This window comes from Shewanella fidelis ATCC BAA-318, from assembly GCF_000518605.1.
GTDB classification, from domain to species: Bacteria; Pseudomonadota; Gammaproteobacteria; order Enterobacterales; family Shewanellaceae; genus Shewanella; species Shewanella fidelis.
This window is the reverse complement of record NZ_KI912458.1, coordinates 259,666-274,138: the sequence shown is the minus strand read 5'-3', so window position 1 is coordinate 274,138 and position 14,473 is coordinate 259,666. Positions and strand designations below refer to the sequence as shown.

General features: G+C 43.3%; 11 protein-coding genes. 6 read left to right on the top strand and 5 right to left on the bottom strand.

The window, feature by feature from the left end; all coding sequences use genetic code 11:
• Nucleotides 1-101 precede the first annotated feature (101 nt).
• The 6 genes from L884_RS0114715 to L884_RS0114690 all read left to right on the top strand — a co-directional run bounded on the left by L884_RS0114715 (nucleotide 102) and on the right by L884_RS0114690 (nucleotide 8,145).
• Nucleotides 102-2,111 (top strand): OmcA/MtrC family decaheme c-type cytochrome, encoded by a 2,010-nt coding sequence (locus L884_RS0114715; RefSeq protein WP_342665505.1) that lies wholly within the window; start codon nucleotides 102-104, stop codon nucleotides 2,109-2,111.
• A gap of 111 nt (nucleotides 2,112-2,222) precedes the next feature.
• Nucleotides 2,223-3,209: a DmsE family decaheme c-type cytochrome gene (locus tag L884_RS0114710; RefSeq protein WP_028768205.1), complete on the top strand. Its 987-nt coding sequence runs from the start codon at nucleotides 2,223-2,225 to the stop codon at nucleotides 3,207-3,209.
• Nucleotides 3,210-3,222: 13 nt separating this feature from the next.
• Nucleotides 3,223-5,322 carry an MtrB/PioB family decaheme-associated outer membrane protein gene (locus L884_RS0114705; RefSeq protein WP_028768204.1) on the top strand — a complete coding sequence of 700 codons (2,100 nt, stop codon included), beginning with the start codon at nucleotides 3,223-3,225 and terminating at the stop codon, nucleotides 5,320-5,322.
• A 215-nt stretch (nucleotides 5,323-5,537) separates the two neighbouring features.
• Nucleotides 5,538-6,116 carry a hypothetical protein gene (locus L884_RS0114700; protein WP_028768203.1) on the top strand — a complete coding sequence of 193 codons (579 nt, stop codon included), beginning with the start codon at nucleotides 5,538-5,540 and terminating at the stop codon, nucleotides 6,114-6,116.
• A 31-nt stretch (nucleotides 6,117-6,147) separates the two neighbouring features.
• Complete coding sequence (locus L884_RS0114695; RefSeq protein WP_084221449.1) at nucleotides 6,148-6,777, top strand: uracil-DNA glycosylase family protein; 630 nt, start codon at nucleotides 6,148-6,150, stop codon at nucleotides 6,775-6,777.
• Between the two features lie 207 nt (nucleotides 6,778-6,984).
• Nucleotides 6,985-8,145, top strand: a complete 1,161-nt coding sequence (locus tag L884_RS0114690; protein ID WP_028768201.1) for a sugar diacid recognition domain-containing protein — start codon at nucleotides 6,985-6,987, stop codon at nucleotides 8,143-8,145.
• 20 nt (nucleotides 8,146-8,165) lie between these two features.
• Here L884_RS0114690 and L884_RS0114685 read toward each other — a convergent pair whose 3' ends face one another.
• Genes L884_RS0114685 through L884_RS0114665 form a run of 5 tightly spaced genes read right to left on the bottom strand, consistent with a single transcriptional unit; the run spans nucleotide 8,166 to nucleotide 14,449 of the window.
• Entirely contained in the window at nucleotides 8,166-9,155 is a 990-nt protein-coding gene (locus L884_RS0114685) for an OmpA family protein (RefSeq protein ID WP_245603137.1), read from the bottom strand.
• Nucleotides 9,152-10,243, bottom strand: coding sequence for a hypothetical protein (locus tag L884_RS0114680; protein WP_028768199.1), 1,092 nt, complete (start codon nucleotides 10,241-10,243; stop codon nucleotides 9,152-9,154). The genes L884_RS0114685 and L884_RS0114680 overlap by 4 nt, the downstream gene beginning before the upstream one ends.
• Before the next feature lies 1 nt (nucleotide 10,244).
• Nucleotides 10,245-10,973 (bottom strand): fimbrial biogenesis chaperone, encoded by a 729-nt coding sequence (locus tag L884_RS0114675; RefSeq protein WP_028768198.1) that lies wholly within the window; start codon nucleotides 10,971-10,973, stop codon nucleotides 10,245-10,247.
• Nucleotides 10,974-10,976: 3 nt separating this feature from the next.
• Nucleotides 10,977-13,919 carry a TcfC E-set like domain-containing protein gene (locus L884_RS0114670; protein ID WP_028768197.1) on the bottom strand — a complete coding sequence of 981 codons (2,943 nt, stop codon included), beginning with the start codon at nucleotides 13,917-13,919 and terminating at the stop codon, nucleotides 10,977-10,979.
• Complete coding sequence (locus L884_RS0114665) at nucleotides 13,916-14,449, bottom strand: hypothetical protein (protein WP_028768196.1); 534 nt, start codon at nucleotides 14,447-14,449, stop codon at nucleotides 13,916-13,918. Before L884_RS0114665 ends, L884_RS0114670 begins: the two co-directional genes overlap by 4 nt.
• Nucleotides 14,450-14,473: the final 24 nt, after the last annotated feature.

Genomic DNA, 14,473 nt, shown 5'->3' with positions numbered 1-14,473 from the left:
TTCCAGCATTGACTTAAGCGGAAATTAAAAAATTACAGTCGACCCATGAAAAATCGGGTCACACGTTTAAGACAGTGCCAAACCTATGCAGGGAAAAAATGATGAATGTTAAAAAATCTAAAATAGCGCTGCTTCTAGCAGCAGGTGCTGTCTCCATGGCCCTAACCGGCTGTGGTGGTGACGATGGTAATGATGGTAATAATGGCAAGCCTGGTGGCCCAGCGGCTGAATATATCAACACACTTAACCTTAAAGTGACTGATGTAACTTACGCTGACGGCATCCCGACTGTTAATGTGTTTGCAACCAATGAAGAAGATCTTCCTGTGGTTGGTTTGCAAGATCTTGGGATCACTGGCGCACAGCTAACGCCTCAAGGTGCCACTGGTGCAGGTAATAGCGCACAATGGACTCGCACTGCGCGCGTTTCTGGCACTGACGCATACACTGACAACAAAAATGGTTCATACACTTTCACTTTTGAACCAAGCGAATACGACGCTGACTTAACTCAACGCTTCAACGTATACGCTGGCGGTGAAGGTTCAACACTTGCTGATGGCACTACTTCAGTTCCTCGCCAAGAAATCGTTGCTGATTTTGACGGCCAAGGCTATCAAGCTAAATACACTAAAAATATCGTTTCTCATGAAACTTGTACTAACTGTCACGCTGAAGGTAAGCCTCTAACCACACGCCATAGCAGTTACTACAAAGAAGAAACTTGTGCGACTTGTCATAGCAGCTCAATGTCTACTGAATCACAATGGAATCACCTGATCCATAACATTCACAATACAGCTAAGACATTTGAAGACAAGTACGGTAAAGAATACACAGGTGAAGCGGCTGAAGCGCTTATCCAAAACAACTGTAAGTCTTGTCACGTAGCGCCAGAAGAAGGCAGCGATGAGCTAAGCGAATGGGGCAACTGGTCAAGTGTTCCTACAATGGAAACCTGTACTAGCTGTCATACTGGTATCGACTTCAAAGCAGGCAAAGGTCACTCTCAACAAGCTGACAACTCAAACTGTATCGCATGTCATAATGCTAACTGGACAGAAGAGCTACACACAGCTGGCTTTGCTGATACGTCTGCTTTAATCAACCAATACGGTATCAATGCAGCTTCTATCATTGATGCAACAACTCAAGCTGCGACTATTAGCATCCAAGTTGTTGATAGCAATGGTGAGCAAGTTGATATCGATACCCTACTACCTAAGATCCAACGCTTTGAAGTGATCACTAACGTTGGTCCAAATAACGTGACTCTTGGTTACAGCGGTAAAGACTCTGTCAACGCAATTATGAATGGCGTTGTCGATGCTAAAGCTAAGATTGAAGCTGGCAAGCTAGTGTACACCACGACTAAAGATCTTAAGCTAGGTGCAGCAGGTGAAGATGCTGAAACTGCATTTACATTTGTTGGCTGGGCTATGTGTTCAGAAAATGGTGAATTTGTTACTTGTGACGATCCAAGCTTTGACGGCAAAGATACTAGCAAGTATACCGCTATGAAGTCAGATCTTGCTTTTGCCACACTATCTGGTGAAGCACCAAGCATGCGTCACGTTGACTCAGTGAACTTCACTTCATGTGCAAACTGTCACTCTGATGACTTCCAAATTCACAAAGGCGGACATCATGCAGGCTTCGTAATGACTGAGCAACTTGCTCACACTAACGATGCCAACGGTGAGCCGATTATCGGTGTAGATGCATGTACTACTTGTCACACTCCAGATGGAACATACGCAGGTGGTGCTAATCAAGGTGCATTAGAAATGAAACTGCACAAAGTCCATAGTCAAGGTGATTACGCAGTCATCCCTGGCTTGAACTGTGACCAGTGTCATAACGACTTTGACCGCGATGCATTCAAGAAGAAAGGCGCTATCGCTACTGACGGCGGCCAGTACTCAACGCCTATCGCTGCAACTTGTGTATCTTGTCACAGCTACAACATGGATAGCTTCAAAGCACACGTTGAAGGTCAAGGTGCATTAGTTGGTGTTTCTAAGCAAGAAGCAACTGATGCTGCACAGCTAGAAAGCTGTTTCTACTGTCACGCACCGACTCCAGGCGATCACACTTCTGTGAAGATGTAATTTGCGCAACTCAACTGGACTCAAGCCTTAATCACTTGAGTCCAAGAGTTTAGAAAAGGGGGAGGCCTCTCCCCCACTTCTCTTCAAATTGTGCAAATTTAGGAAGCTATTATGAAGATCACAAAAACAATCAAAAACCTACTACCAGCCCTAATGGCATCGGCAGTACTTTCACTTGGTTTTGCCCACACAGCAACAGCCTCAAAGTGGGATGCTAAGATGACGCCTGATGAGGTTGAAGCTACGCTAGATCAGAAGTTTGCAGAAGGTAAGTACTCACCTAAAGGCGCTGATTCTTGCTTAATGTGTCACCGTAAGTCTGAAAAAGTAACAGATATCTTTAAAGGTGTTCACGGCTCTGTAGACTCAAGTAAAAGCCCTATGGCTGGCCTGCAATGTGAAGCATGTCATGGCCCAATGGGTAAACATAACCGTGGTGGTAACGAACCGATGATCGCTTTCGGTCCAGAGTCAACGCTGGCACCTGAGCTACAAAACAGTGTTTGTATGAGCTGTCATAAAGACGACAAGCGTATGGATTGGAATGGCGGACACCATGACAATGCAGATGTAGCTTGTGCCTCTTGTCACTCAGTACACACAGCTAAAGATCCGGTTCTGTCTAAAAACACAGAAATGGAAGTATGTACTAGTTGTCACACTCAACAAAAAGCCGATATGAACAAGCGTTCAAGCCACCCAATGAAATGGGCTCAAATGGTTTGTAGCGACTGTCATAACCCACATGGCACCATGAGCGATGCCGATCTGGTTAAGCCAACGGTTAATGACACTTGTTACTCATGTCACGCAGAGAAACGCGGCCCAAAATTGTGGGAGCATGCACCCGTAACTGAAGATTGCGTGGCATGCCATAATCCACACGGCAGCGTTAACGAAGGTATGCTTAAAACTCGTGCTCCTCAGCTTTGTCAACAATGTCACTCTTCTGCCCACAGCGGACAAGCATTATTTGGCAACACTGAGCAAGGCTCTTCAGTTGGTGGCAACGCCATGACTGGTGGTCGTAGCTGTTTGAACTGTCACAACCAGATCCATGGTTCTAACCATCCATCTGGCAAGCTATTCCAGCGCTAAGGGAGACGAGAAGATGAAATTCAAATTAAATTTGGTCACGCTCGCTTTGATTACCCATGCCGGAATGCTATCGGGTGCAGCCGTTGCTGCTGATGGTTACGGTATTCAAAATGCGAACACCGAAAAAGTAAAGTTCGACAAATGGGTTTGTAAAAACTGTAAAGTTGAAAAAGGCGTATCAGGTACTGTAGGTATTGGCGCAGGCTATAGCGACAGTGACGACATCCGTTCAGCTAACGCTTTTGCAACCGAAGACGGTTTTGCTGGTAAAGTTGACGCAGATGTTAAATACACAGGCGAAAACGGCTATCAAGCAACAATCGAAGCTGACAACTTAGGTATGGAAAACGGCCGCGCTGACATCAATGTCGGTAAGCAAGGTCAATACAACCTCAACCTAAACTACCGCCAAATTGCGACCTATAAAACCGATAAGGCTATGAGCCCATATCAAGGTATTGGTGGCGATAACCTAACCTTACCGGGTGACTGGGTGCACGGTGGCAGCACACAAGATATGAGTACTCTGTACTCAAGTCTTAACCCACTTGAGCTATCACTTAAACGTGAACGCGCTGGTATTGGATTCGAATATCAGGCTGAAACACTGTGGAGCACTTACGTTAATTACCAACGTGAAGACAAGACAGGGTTAAAGCAAGCTTCTGGTAGCTTTTACAATCAATCTATGATGATTGCAGAGCCAGTTGACTACACCACAGACACTATTGAAGCGGGGATCCGTTTTGCTGGTGACAACTGGTACACAGCAGTTAACTATAACGGTTCAATCTTTAAAAACGCATATAGCGAACTATCATTTGAAAATGCGTTTAGCCCAACCTTTGGTGCGCAAACCACAGGCTATATGTCACTTGACCCAGACAACGAAGCCCATACTGTTTCGCTATTAGGTCAATATGTGGCAGGTCGCACTATCATGAATGGTCGGGTTTACTTTGGTCAGATGACCCAAGATCAAGACTTCAGCACATCAGGTTACGGCTATCAAATGCCTGCTGAATCATTAGATGGTCAGGTTGACACTCAAGGTGCTACGTTAAAAGTGGTCTCACGTATTAATCGCCAGCTTCGTTTAAACGCAAGCTATGATTATAGCGACCGCGATAACAAGACCAATGTTGAAGAGTGGACTCAAATCTCTATTGACTCAACTACAGGTCAAGCTGCTTACAATACGCCATACGACATCACAACCCATAAAGCTAAATTGGGTGCTGACTATCGTTTAGCACGCGGCCATAAGCTTGAAGGTGGCTATGACTACCGTAAAGATGAGCGCAGCTATCAAGATCGCGAAACCACTGAAGAAAGCACACTTTGGGCTAAGTACCAATTAAGCGCTTTTGCCAACTGGAATATGTGGATCAAAGGTAGCTACGGCGAACGTGATGGCTCGACTTATCAAGCCTCTGAGTGGACGTCTAGCGAGCAAAACGACCTGCTACGCAAGTACAACCTTGCCGACAGAAAGCGTACCCAAGTTGAAGCTCGTGTGACTCACAGCCCAATCGATAGCTTAACGCTAGATTTTGGTGCCCGTTACGCTCTTGACGATTATAACGAAACCCAAATCGGCTTAACTGAATCAAAAGATTTAAGTTATGACGCAAGTGTTAGTTACCTAATCAATGATGACATGACTGTTACGGCATTTTATAACCGTCAGAATATCGATTCAGAGCAAGCAGGTAGCAGCAACCTAGGTGCGCCAAACTGGTATGGAGTAGTTGAAGATCAAGTTGATGTACTTGGTGCAGGCTTTAGCTACAACAACCTATTGGAAAACAAACTACGTTTAGGCGTTGATTACACCTACTCAGACTCAAACAGCAATACACAAGTTAGCCAAGGTATTACCGGTGATTACGGTGATTACTACGCTAAAGTGCATAACGTTAATGTTTACGCCTTATACAAAGCAACCGAGAAAATGGATCTACGCTTAGACTATAAGATGGAAAACTACAAAGATAACGATGCGGCCAATGACATCACGCCTGATGGCATTTGGAATGTATTGAGCTTTGGTAGCAATAGCCACGACTATAATGCCCATTTCATCATGCTAAGCATGAGTTACCGCTTATAGTGCTCTAAGTAAACTTAACTATGTAAAGCCCGCTTCTAGCGGGCTTTTTATTATTTTGGCTTTAACGAGAAAAATAGACCAACTGCCATTATCGTGAAGCCGATCACCTTAAGCATACAAAAGCCGTTAAAAACCTAGTCAAATTCGCGAACAGCTTGAACTTATTGTGGCTTTAAGAGATCTTAATACTAATTAATATAAGCTAAAGTACTGCAATGACTCGTTCTATCAAAGCCTATCAATCACTGTTACTCGCTACATTCATTGCGCCATTACCAGCATTTGCCATGGCGTCAGACACCACCAATGTATTATTACTGGCTATTACTCTCGCAGGTTTTAGCATACTCAACCTGGTACTCAATGGTCTGTTTTACTTTACGGGTAAATATCACAGCCGCAATTTTGCCAAAATGCATGCGCTTATTGCGATAATTCCCGCCATTATTGCGCTATTTATTGCCCTAATTTATTTTGATACTGCTGGGGCTATTTCAATGAATATCGGCGTGATCATTGTTAGCATTGGTTTAAGCCTATTACCTCTGCAGCTAAACCTTTCTGCTCACAAAGCGCCGACTAAACACACGGCATTAATTATTGCACTAGCGGCAATAGTATTACTCTTGGCAGCCTACTACATTGCACCTATTGCAATACTTGCTATTGCCTGTGGCCATGTCGCGCTCACTAGCCAAGCAGATATCAAAGTTAAGTTTATCTCACTATCGACGTTAGCTATTGCCTATGGTTATTTAGGGTATTGGGGCTATCAAATAGTCCAGTTTAGTTAAAATTAGCGCGAAAACATGGAGGCAAGGCGTGATGACTCAACAATTCAGCAAACCAGTATTGAACAAACTCACCTTTGCTGAGCTACAAGAGAATATCGCCCAATGCCAACTATGCGCTGCAGACTTACCCTTGGGAGCAAAACCCATAGTCCAATTGAGCCCATCTGCCAAAATACTTATCGCAGGCCAAGCACCGGGGCGCAAAACGCATGATAAAGGACGCCCTTTTGACGATGCCAGTGGCAAGCGTTTGCGAAGTTGGCTTGGAGTAACAGAAGCACAGTTTTATAACCCACAACTGTTTGCAATTTTACCCATGGGCTTTTGTTTCCCGGGCAGCTACTCCAAAGCTGATAAGCAAAGTGGTGATAAACCACCACGAAAGGAGTGCGCCGTAAAATGGCGACAAGATGTTTTAGCTCAGCTCAAGCATGTTGAGCTGACTATACTCGTTGGAAAGTACGCCATTGAATGGCATTTACAGCAAAAAATGAGCGTGACTCAGTCTGTGGCTAACTGGCAATCACTTTGGCCACATACCTTAGTGATGCCCCATCCAAGCCCAAGAAATAATATCTGGCTTAAACAGCATCCCGAGTTTGAAGCTGAAATTATTCCCGTTTTAAAACAACGTATTGCTAGCTTAGTTGCGACGTCATAAATGCGACTTTACTACGCAGCAAAGCACTACACAGCTGCTATAATAGCCGCGACAAAACGAAATCAACCGATTAGTACCAACCAGTATCAACCTGTGATCTACTCCGAGCGGAAGCCGTTACTGAGGTAATCACCTCGCCTCAAAACCGTTACACTGGCGTAGAGTGACTAACCGTTTATATTGATTGGTAAAATGTAAGGAAAGCTTGTGTATTTTCTCGACAGCTCAATCGCAAGACAAATCGTCCAGCGGACAATGAAAATCATCGGTCATAATATTAACGTGATGAATAACCATGGTGTCATTTTGGGTTCCGGTGATCCCCATCGCGTTGGCGAGATCCATGAAGGTGCCCTACTCGCGATTAGTCAAAAGCGTACTGTTGAGATTAGCACTAAAAACACCGGTACCTTGCAAGGCGTAAAACCTGGGATAAATCTGCCGCTGCACTACAAAGGCGATATCATTGGGGTCATTGGGATCACTGGTGAACCTGAAGCACTAAAAAGTTATGGTGAGCTACTTAAAATGACCGCCGAGCTTATCGTTGAACAAGCCAATACACTTGAACAAGCACAATGGCATTATCGGCAAAAAGAAGAACTCATTATTGAGTTGATTAAATCTGAGGGCCCATATAGCCAACATCAACGAAACTGGGCATCCCAGCTCAATATTGACCTCGACATTCCCCGCGTTGTTGCCCTGATAAAAATTCAAAATGATGAAGAGGAAACCGCGGCTAATTCGATGTTAAAACAAGTGCTTCATCTACTGGAAAATCCATCTAGGGGCAACTTAGTCGCAATGACGTCTATGACAGAACTGGTGATCTTAAAACCCGCTTTCCTTGATGGTAAGGCTTGGGATCCCGCACTTGAAAGTGAACGTATTGATCAGTTACTTGCTCGCTTACCAACAAGACTTGCCAGCAGACTAAAAATATCATTGGGTCATTTTTTCCCAGCAACAGAAGATCTTAACCGCTCCTATCAAACCGCCATAGAGACCTTAGCAATTGGTCAGCAAATCAGGCCTGAGCAAAACAAGTATTTATATGAGGATTACTCCTTGTCGGTACTACTTTCGGCATTGAAAGACAGCTGGCGCGGTAAAGAGCTACTATCACCTTATCAAGCTTTACTCTGCGCGGATAAAAATGGTCAACTAGTCAAAACCTTAAGTGCGTACTTACAGCATTTTGGCGATCTGCAGCAATGTGCCAACAGCCTATTTATTCATCGAAATACGCTGCGCTACCGCCTCGATAAAATCCAAAGAATGACAGGTGTAAACATTGACCAACTCGATGGCCTGCTGCAGTTGTATATAGGTCAAGTGGTACTAACGAATCAATCTACAAGTTAAACAACACTTGTCTCACTCAACTAATTCAGCTCTATTTCAACCCGTCGATTACGCATTCGACCACTGTCGGTTAAATTACTCGATATTGGCGCCGCCTCGCCTTTCCAGTCGATTTGGATCCGACTCGGCTCTACACCGTTAGCAATAAAGTAGTTTCGAGTCGCTTCAGCCCGCAGTTTCGATAGCGCTAAGTTATACTCCTCTGTACCTAAATTGTCAGTGTAAGCGGTAATACTAAGTTCACTATCCTTGCTCGCTTTAACCTGTTTTAGCACCTCAGTTAGCTCTGCAGTTGCAATTAGCTTACTGCTATCAAATCCAAATAAACTTTTGGCACTGATTGATAACGGCTTTGATGTCGTCATCATGCTTGTTGTCGATGTAGCAGCAACTGCAGTTTGCTTTTTATGAATTTGATTAACCACTGGACGCGCAGGCTGATGTGAGACAACACCAAACTTATAATTAATCCCTAGCGTAAATTCATACAAATCATCGTCCGTGCTTGGGGTATCTTTAATCCAGCGATAGCCACTATCAAGCTCCCAGTTAGGTGATAGTCGATATTTGATACCTAAACCACTGCTAAGCGACACATTATCTTCAACCCAAGCAGGACCTAATTTAACATACAGCGCCGCATCATCACTGAGTCGATATCGAGTCGACAAATAAGCCCCAACAGCAAATAAGTTTTTATCTTCTGCAGAACTTTCATCTTGATATTGTCCTAGATAACTCATATCCGTTTCTACTGATAAGTAGGAGTTGATGTTATATCCAAGGGTCAAACCTGAGCTAAGGTTAACCGTTTTATTCTCCCCTGGCTCTAGCGGCTTTTCAGTATCTAGCAGTACTCCTCCGATTTTGCCACCAAAATAGAAATCGCCATCACTATAAAAACTTTCAGCAAGCGCAACATCCGAGCAGAGCAGTAATATACTGACAAAGCAGCTAGACTTTATCAGGCTTACTTTCATCGAACTCATTTTTTTCAGAGCAAACTTCACAACTGCACCTCAAACATCAGAGTAAAACTATCGCTATAACGTTGCTCTTCTACATCGTTTACAGAGACATTTTCAAAGCCAACATTAAGCATAAAGGGGATCATAGTGGCACCGGGCGCATCTATCTTTGCTTCCCCTTTATCAACTATATGACCATTGGCAACTATCTCTGATTGACTGCTGCATCCTTGGCAACTAATGCTATATGGGATCTGAGTAGCACTGCCAGACTCTGGCTTTAAGTTATAGTCAGCGGCATCTTTGTTAATTAACCGAAACCTCAGTCCATTTTGAAATTGACCTAACACCGATACCTTAAACCCAGTATTGCCACTCACCGTATGCTTGTAGGTGTCATATTCTGGAGTAATATGACCATTACCCAATACATTAATACGGCTAATGACACTCGGGTTATAAGCGATCTGCATCGAAAATGTGATGGGTATATTGCGATAAGTCTTTACCGCTTCAGAAATATTCGCCTTAAACCCATAGCTAATTACCCCTGTGACGGTACCTGAGTATATTCCTTTAGCCTTACCCTTTAAGCGATTAATAAGCTCTGCTTTATCGAAACGAATGATCGGCTGATAGCGCTTAAAAGGCGTTGTAGGGTTAGCAAACTGAATACTTTTATCAGCAATACAAAATCCGCTACGGCTAGTGTTCATGACGGTACTGGTTGCGGCAACACTCGACTGCTCACAAACAGGATAGCTATCAGCATATGGTATTTGCGAAAACTGCCCACTAAGCTGATACTTCACACCGCTTAATTTTATCGGCATAGACACATGCTCTGTACCGCTCGACAGCTCGATATTCAGCTGGGTAGGTGTTGTGTAAGTCCCCGGTACCCACATTGTTGTTTGCGGTAGTCGCACAGGAGTAAACCAGTAATTAGGCCGAATATATTCACCGTCGTTACTGGCATTAGCCCACTCGAGCTTATCACCTGTTAGCGTGCCATTAATGGTGAATGCGCTCGCTGACATAGATGTAGCAAGCAATAGACTCACTACCAACGACATCAACAGAAATCCAAAACTGGCCGTCACTGGCAGTTTGAAGGCAGCAAAGCGCATCTTACTCTCCTCGGCTCAAGCGGATCTCTTCACGATATGACTCATCGTGATTTAACACCATCACCTCTAGTTCATCGGCTTGTAATACCTCAGGTACGTGAACGTCTCGAGTTCTGCCAGCCAATATAGTGAAATTGGCTTTACATAATGCTCTGTCATCCTCCTCATCGATAATTCCATCTTTATCGCATTGATCTATGACGATATCTATCATGGTATTACCTGAATTTTTGGCTGTAATCGTGTCGCCTTTATAGTCGAGTAGGTATTCAACCTTACTCACTTTAGCGGGTACGATGTAATAAGGAGAGAAACCAAATAACATGTTGATTTTCGATTGCTGTTTGCCTTCAGTGGTGTAAGAAACAGGTTGGATATTGATCTGATAAACTTGGTCTTCGTCAATATCACAACGCTCGCCACAAATGCTTTCCACTTGGATCTCTTTTACCATATTTGGCTCAATGACCAATTTCGAAGGCTTAGTGGCTATGTCCCACGAGTCAAGGTTATCGCGAGTATAGGGCGTCTTGATAATCTTGTTATCAACAATTTCAACCTTTGATACAGATGTTTTAAGAAAATAGGTGATTTCATCTGTATTATCTAGGGTGAATACCCCAGCTTTAGCTTCCGAATTGGTCAGCATTAAACTGCTAATCGCCATCGCTGATGCATCGAAAACAAACAGAGATAATATGGTCAATAATAAAGGTTTAGTGATCTTCATAATTTAATTCCAGTTGTTAGCAAAGTTGTCATCGTCAATCAGACTCTTCGCATAAAGGCTTAATTCGTTTAATAGCGATACTTGGCTAGCGCTAAGACTTGATTCATTGGTCACGTACAGATATTGCCGCTGACCAACGATACGAGTGATGACCGCCAAACCCGCTTCTTCAAGTTTGCGGTTGGTGCTTGCTCGTTCATCTTCATTGGTAAAAACACCAATAAAGTAATATTCATTGCCATCAATTTTGACCGGCTGCAGCGACTTACCTTGTGCCAACATTAATGTGTCATCATTGTCTAAACCTGGTAGGCAATAGTTATTACCGGTATTAACAATATGAGTTGAATCTCTATCTAACGTTGGCGTCACACAGGTTTGATTTTCTGATACCAACTGATAGTCAGAGCCCGCAATCACAGAGATCTTAAACACGCCCTCTTCAACCTGTTCAACATCAATACAGCCCTCACCTGTGCACTCAACTTCGCCAATAACTTGATGATTCACATCATCAAAAGAAGAGATGAAGGTTTTGACTTTAACTAAGTCGAGATCCAGCGAGATAACGGTACCAGGTAAGCTATAACCAGAGACTTCTCGCGTCTGATCACTAATATAATTTGATGACTCCGTATCTAAACGCGCATTAAATGCCTTGTATTTATCGACTGGAATAATCGTCTCTTCTCGATCAATATTTTCGCTATAGTTCAGCGTGTTATCGTCATAAATAGACAGCAGACCACGGTGAGCGTCATCGCTCCCCTGATTGTTCGCATCGACAATAATGTATGCGTCACTTTGCTCAGAGGTAAAATAAACTTCCCCTTTGCCCGATAACACTTGAGTGCTATTAAAACTAGTGCTTACTGAATGAGTGCCATCAGAGCTGATATAGGCGTAGGTATCAGAGGCCACGTAACCATTGTTATAGTTAATATTGCTGGATAGATCGCTACTCATATTTCGCTCAATATCCGTGCCGTTATAACTGATCCCGAGTTCGTTATTCATCGACAAGTTACGGCTCAATTGTCTGTCATTCGCCACACTGTTTCTAAATTCATCGAGCCCTTGGCCACTCACCGATACCGATGAACTAGCTGTCCAACCGGCTGACAAAGGCACAGACCATAGCACGCCCGCATACCAGTCATCTTTAACGCCAAAGCTTTCGCCACCTTGAAATGTTGCAGAAAAGTTCAGCACCGAATCCGCTACAAACGAATGTGAAAAACCAGCACTCACCGACCAATAGTCACTTTGATCAATAAAGGCTTGCGCCACATTTTCAGTATCGAGCTTGTTATTTACATAAAGCACATAGCCCTGACCGCCCCAAAGCTCAGCAGAAAAGTTCACATTAAGGCGCTCATATCCAGTATTGGACAACATGAAGTTATCCAAACCGAAGTCGCTATCGGCTGAATCAAACTTCTCATAGCCAACACCGATATTGTAAAAACTCACATCTGCCGCAATAAATTGGCTACCATTTGAAAAAGAAGCGTATTTCAACTGTGCTGTAGAGGCATCACTCAATGACGTTTTAACACCTAGTTCAGATAAGGTGTTGTCTGAGTTTGATAAAATTCGCCCACCTATCATGGTGCTATCTGTGATCTGGTATGAAAGCTTACCTTCAACAAAGTTATTATTTTCCAGTTGCAACGAATAATGGTCCGTTAACGTTTTCAGGTAGGCATTAAGCCCGCCAGTACGTTCATAGGAATAATCGTTATCATGAATATAGCCATCGGCATATAAAAAGCTGTCAGGCCCAACTGAATAACCTAATTTAGCTTGTAACTTTTTAAGCTGAGTTTGCTCTATGGCGCTGTCATAACTATTTTCATATCTATCACTGAATCGTCCTGCCGAGAAACTATAGTCAAACTCACCTTTATTCAGTGAGAAAGCGCTATTGTTAACAATCTGCTGCCGCTCTTTTAAGATCTCACGACCAGCAGAGATCACCACGATTGAAGCCGTGTACGAACCATAGGGAAGATCACGAAAGGCGATACTCTGCTGCCCAGCATCCACATTTTTGCTATAGATTAAATTGCCATCTCGATAGACCTCAATACGCCCTTTGTTAGGCAAGATGTAAAATAAACGGCGATTATTTTGCTTACCTCCATCGAGCAAATTTTGCGAAGATGAATAGTTGATAATATCCTGAGAATAGCTACCGGATAGATCCATAAACGCTGTGGTATTTTGCTCATAACCATACTTAAAATGACCAAATTGAACCCGCCTATTTTGGCTTTCAAAGTCATAAGATAGCTGCTCAACTTCAAATTGGTTTGCCGCGGTATCCGTATAAAGACTCGACTTAACCGAGCCATATTTTAAACCAATCAAGGTTTCATCACGGCCGATAAGCGATGAACCACCATCACCAAAATAGTGATAGTTCAGGTTAACGCTATTAATCACACCGTACTGCTGATTAGTTGCCTCGTGAAACCGACGAGCCGTCTTTTGGCTATCAATTAAGTCAGCATTAATGAATAAGCTCAGTTTCTTATGCTCAAAGTCATAGGTGAAGGCATAGCGCTCAGGCATCAACTCACATTCAGACACCTTGCCCTGACATAGAGCCGATGTGGAAATATTTTCCATGGCTTTGATGATGTCTATCACCGCCTGTGGTTTCACATTCAAATGAGTCAAGTATTGTTCAACACTGACTTTGCTTTCTCTATTTAAAGAGGCCGAGGTGGGTGTGGAGTTGAGCTTAATCACTAACTGCTCTGTAGCGCTGGCTAATTGAAAATCAAACACCTCAGTGCTGCCAGAATAGAGTTCGGCAAACTCATCAGGGATGGCAATCCCCTCGCTCTTAACCGAAGCATAAACTGGTAAAGATAACTGTGGAGCAAGTGTGCAAGACAGGCCAAATAGGACTGATAGGGCGACTTTGTTGTATCTCATATTGCTAGCTCTATACTCATCTTAATCATGCCTTCGCAGTAGTCATCTTTTAAACTGACAGGTGCAAACTTAAGCTCAACATCGAACTGGCTGTATTTACCAACACGGTTAACGCCATCAAACTCCAAACTATCTAGCCCTTCTCCTTTATTAATAGGTGCACCATCAACGCTTACAGACACTAAGTTCTTACTATCTGTCGGCACGCCATTGACGTCGTAACAGGCGGAACTATTTTCAAGCAGATTGAGGCTATAAGTGTTTAGTGGATCACTCTTACCTATCGAGGTTTCTAATAGCAGCACATCTGAAATATCATTAAATTTGAAATTACGACCATCGAACTGCAGTTCCCAGTTCTGCTTAACAAACTCAAATTTAATAATCTCTCGGTCATAAAACTTATCCAGCTCTATTTGGGTATCAACATGAAACTCACGTTGCTCACCGGAAGCAGACATATCAAGAGCCAAGACATCACGTGCCGCAAATAGCAGACATGCGGAAAAGATAACTTTTATATAAGTCATAGTTGGCTCTTGATATATCTGAGG

What these genes read in the sequence shown, in the direction of transcription:
- L884_RS0114715 (WP_342665505.1), top strand. Translation starts at nt 102, where the DNA reads ATGAATGTTAAAAAATCTAAAATAGCGCTGCTTCTAGCAGCAGGTGCT.
- L884_RS0114710 (WP_028768205.1), top strand. Translation starts at nt 2,223, where the DNA reads ATGAAGATCACAAAAACAATCAAAAACCTACTACCAGCCCTAATGGCA.
- L884_RS0114705 (WP_028768204.1), top strand. Translation starts at nt 3,223, where the DNA reads ATGAAATTCAAATTAAATTTGGTCACGCTCGCTTTGATTACCCATGCC.
- L884_RS0114700 (WP_028768203.1), top strand. Translation starts at nt 5,538, where the DNA reads ATGACTCGTTCTATCAAAGCCTATCAATCACTGTTACTCGCTACATTC.
- L884_RS0114695 (WP_084221449.1), top strand. Translation starts at nt 6,148, where the DNA reads ATGACTCAACAATTCAGCAAACCAGTATTGAACAAACTCACCTTTGCT.
- L884_RS0114680 (WP_028768199.1), bottom strand. Translation starts at nt 10,243, where the DNA reads ATGCGCTTTGCTGCCTTCAAACTGCCAGTGACGGCCAGTTTTGGATTT.
- L884_RS0114675 (WP_028768198.1), bottom strand. Translation starts at nt 10,973, where the DNA reads ATGAAGATCACTAAACCTTTATTATTGACCATATTATCTCTGTTTGTT.
- L884_RS0114670 (WP_028768197.1), bottom strand. Translation starts at nt 13,919, where the DNA reads ATGAGATACAACAAAGTCGCCCTATCAGTCCTATTTGGCCTGTCTTGC.
- L884_RS0114665 (WP_028768196.1), bottom strand. Translation starts at nt 14,449, where the DNA reads ATGACTTATATAAAAGTTATCTTTTCCGCATGTCTGCTATTTGCGGCA.